The sequence below is a fragment of the Paenibacillus albiflavus genome, from assembly GCF_004344915.1.
In the GTDB taxonomy this organism is placed as follows: domain Bacteria; phylum Bacillota; class Bacilli; order Paenibacillales; family NBRC-103111; genus Paenibacillus_AM; species Paenibacillus_AM albiflavus.
In genome coordinates, this window is the sequence record NZ_SKFG01000062.1 from 1 (window position 1) to 3,859 (window position 3,859).

The window sequence follows — 3,859 nt, forward strand, 5'->3', positions numbered from 1 at the left end:
GTTCGTGAGTTATTATGACGAGACCAGCTCCAATTGTACAACGTAGGTTATTAAAGTAGTTGGATAAACTATTTTAACAGAGCTATAAAACAGAAGGAGCTGGTTACTATGAAGTATGCCCAAAAATATGTAGGAATGGATGTTTCAAAGGATACCATTGTCATAGCGATTGCTGAAAGTGGAAGAGAAGAAGCACGTTATTGGGGAAGTATTCCGCATAAGCCAGAGGCAGTGAGAAAACTAATCAAACAACTGGGTGACAAAGAACAAATTGAAGTATGTTATGAAGCAGGCCCGACAGGATACGAATTATATAGATGGTTAACAAGTATGGGCGTGAAATGTAGTGTAGTAGCCCCATCACTAATTCCTAAGCGTGCTGGAGATCGAATTAAAACAGATCGCAGAGATGCCATGCGACTAGCACAATTATTCAGAGCAGGAGAACTAACAAGTGTTTATGTGCCAGATCGAGACACAGAAGCACTAAGAGACTTAGTTCGAGCAAGAGAAGATGCAAAAGAAGATTTGCATCGAGCAAGACAACGGATCCTAAAATTTATGCTACGTCATCAAATATACCAGCCGTCAACTATTAAGAAGAGATGGACAAAAAGCTACAAAAAGTGGCTTGGAGCAATTAAATTTGAACGATCAAACGAACATTTTGTATTTCAAGATTATCTACAAGTCGTATTAGAAAGTGAAAAAAGGCTAGAACGAATAGAAAGGGAAATTGAGCAACAAAGTGAAACAGCACCCCAGGCAGAAGTAATCCAAGCGATACAGTCATTAAGAGGAGTTGGGCTTGTAACAGCAGTAACATTAGTGGCTGAAATAGGCAGTTTTGCACGATTCCGTTCGGCACAACAACTAATGGCATATGCAGGGATCGTGCCACGAGAAAGATCAAGTGGAGAAACGAACTGGAAAGGAAAGATTACAAAGTCAGGCAACGCCCATGTCAGGAGAGTAGTAACAGAAGCTGCATGGCAGTATCGGCATCGTCCAGCGATGTCAGCAAGAATGCAAGAAAAAGGTCATAACCAAAGTGCAGAAATACAAGCAATAGCTTGGAAGGCGCAGCATCGTCTTCACGAGAGATATTTCAGGCTTATTATTCAACGAGGGAAGCAAAAATGTGTAGCCATAACGGCAGTTGGAAGAGAATTATTAGGATTTATATGGGCGGTAGCTAGAGAAGTAGAGCAATGTAAGAAAGCAGCAGCATAGGATCAATTAGCAAAGAGGAGAAAAATAAAATGAATTTTTGGGCCCGAAGGCAACGCGGTAGTGAGAATAAGATTCGCGTCTTGTATTTGTACTAGCCAAAGGGTAAATGTGCGTCGTGAGTTAGCGAGCAGATTCTCAGACGGTCGGATAAAATGTGGTAACCAATCCACGGATATCAGTGTGCCAACTGTCGAAGTTGATTGTTGCCTTCGCGCCGAGAAATTCAGTCAAAAAATGGGGCTTGCAGAGTCTCGTCATATCAATACAAGAGACGTTATAGGAAATCAGCGCAATGAAAAAAATACAAACCACTTTACACAAACTCTTAAAATCTAATGATAAGTATAAGGAGCTGAAATGATGGAGGATAAGATTTTTAAGTTTGGACGTATTCCTGCAAACACTTTATTAACAATTCTATTTTATACAGGGATTCTACCGATAATGTACCAAGCATTTGTATTTGGAAGAAAAGTATATTTGAATAACTTTATCCAAACACAAGTGAAAGAGGGAAATTGGTATATTGGCAAGGAAATAAATAATTTACCTTTAGGGGTATTGCAAGGGGTAATTGTCTTTATAATATCTATCATTATATGGAAAGTGATTTGTGAATTAATATTAATTGTAGTTCGATATTTTGAAATAAAGAATAGCGAAATAAGTTAAAAGATCATTTCCCAGCAATTTCGAAGAAGGCGCTGACATCCTATAACACAGTATTCTCGCAGCGGCTCCGCCTTGGTCACTTTGATGATTTTGGTAGAAGTAGCAGATTCAGTGACAACTTGATGCGCAAGTTCGTGAATACAAGAACGTTAAGTGAAATCCCCATAAATCCAACCATCATAAGATACCAAGATGATCAGAATAAAAAAGAGTTAATGATTGAGAATAAATATTAATGTGAGGTTGAAACATGAAAAACTGGGATGAACATTATTTAAATGGAAACTTTACTAACTGGGATCTTTTATATCCATCGCAAGAGTTGGTCGCTTTTATTGCTACTATGACCTTCCCGAAGAAGAAGGTAGCTTTGGATGTTGGATGCGGGGCTGGTCGGGAAGCCATATTTCTTGCCCAGCAAGGTTGGGATGTAATTGGGGTGGATATAAGCACCGAGGCTCTTAGAATCGCTGCTGAACGTGCAAAGGAGGTTGGAGTGGAAGTTGACTGGCGGCAAGGGGATATCTTGAGCTTACCAGTGGAGAATAAATTCATAGACTTTGTCAATGATCGCGGCTGCTTTCATTCGATCATTGAAGAAAACCGGGATCAATATGTCAATGAGATTGCCCAGATCCTCAAACCTGGCGGGATGATGCTACTAAGAGGTTGTCGTGACGAGAAAGAAAAAGGACATTTTGTTCCCGTGACTGAAATATCGGTTGATCGATACTTTGGCAAATATTTTGTTCGAGGACCGGTGCTACCGTTACAAATGGACACAGGTAGCGGTTATAACCATGAAGGAATGAAAGGAAACCTAGTAGTACTGAAGAAAACATAAATATCGTTGATGGTAATTCAAGAAGAAGGGGACTTCAAGAGACGTTAAGTGAAATATCTGCAACGAAATTATAATTCAAAATTTAGTATAATCAAGGAAGAATAGTTAATAGGTGAAGGAGTTGAAATCGTGCTACAGTTGACATGTACATATTTAATTGTCAAAGACATGGAAAAATCAATTTGTTTTTATGAATTGGTCCTTGGAGTCAAAGCGCAATCAAAGAATATAAAGAGATGGGCTCAATTTGATTGTGGAAATACCTTAGCACTATGGAATCCTGAATATGATCTTGGACTAATTAGAAACAACGATAATATAGATGAGCATTTCAACAATGAGTATCTATTGTATAAGCATAGTCACAAAATAAACTACGGAAATAATGTCATATTGAATTTAAATGTAGCAGATCTTCAGGTAGAGTATGAACGCATTAAGTCCATGAATATTGGTAAAGTAACAGAAATTTTGTTCATAAATATAGTTCAACCCTATTATTGCTTTATGCTGGAAGATCCAGATGGAAATATGCTGGAGATAACCGGACCATACAACAAACAATAGAAACAAAGAATATATGATAGGCAAATCGAAGAAGGCAGAGACATCACCAAACATCGCATTCAACGCTGCGTGTTGAAACAAGCTCGACCCTTGATCCGGAAGAGGCATTTCGATGAAGCGGAATCACCGGATACATTCAACCGGCAAAGTGGCAGAGCCACTCGGCACTACGTGCATTCCTTAAGTCGCTTAAACGGCGTGAATTAGGAAACGTTAGCTGAAATCAACGAAATTGTGATGGAAAATTGAAAGGAATATAAAAAATGAATCTAATCCGCATAGAACCAATTGATAAAAATAATTGGGAAGAAGCTCTCTCGATATCTTTACTCAAATCACAAGAGAAGCTTGTGCCTTCTGTTATCGAATCTTTAGCATGGGCTTATATAAAACCGTGGGATGAGGCTTTTGATCCATATATTTTGTGTAAGGATGATAAAACATTCGGATTTTTCTATCTTTCCTATACACCTAATAGTACTAATAATTACTGGATCGGTGGCTTTCAAATAGACAAGGAATATCAAGGGATGGGATTAGGAA

General features: G+C 38.5%; 5 protein-coding genes. All 5 read left to right on the forward strand.

All coding sequences use genetic code 11. The features are described 5' to 3' along the window. Nucleotides 1-108: 108 nt before the first annotated feature. On the forward strand, nt 109-1,233 hold the full coding sequence (locus tag E0485_RS24295) for an IS110 family RNA-guided transposase (RefSeq protein ID WP_132420291.1): 1,125 nt from the start codon (nt 109-111) through the stop codon (nt 1,231-1,233). Nucleotides 1,234-1,590: 357 nt separating this feature from the next. After that, entirely contained in the window at nt 1,591-1,905 is a 315-nt protein-coding gene (locus tag E0485_RS24300) for a hypothetical protein (protein ID WP_132420608.1), read from the forward strand. A gap of 250 nt (nt 1,906-2,155) precedes the next feature. Further along, nucleotides 2,156-2,749 (forward strand): class I SAM-dependent methyltransferase, encoded by a 594-nt coding sequence (locus tag E0485_RS24305; protein ID WP_132420610.1) that lies wholly within the window; start codon nt 2,156-2,158, stop codon nt 2,747-2,749. 129 nt (nt 2,750-2,878) lie between these two features. Next, nucleotides 2,879-3,316 (forward strand): VOC family protein, encoded by a 438-nt coding sequence (locus E0485_RS24310; protein ID WP_132420612.1) that lies wholly within the window; start codon nt 2,879-2,881, stop codon nt 3,314-3,316. 263 nt (nt 3,317-3,579) lie between these two features. Further along, nucleotides 3,580-3,859, forward strand: a 280-nt coding sequence (locus E0485_RS24315; protein WP_132420614.1) for a GNAT family N-acetyltransferase, incomplete at its 3' end; no start/stop codon positions are given.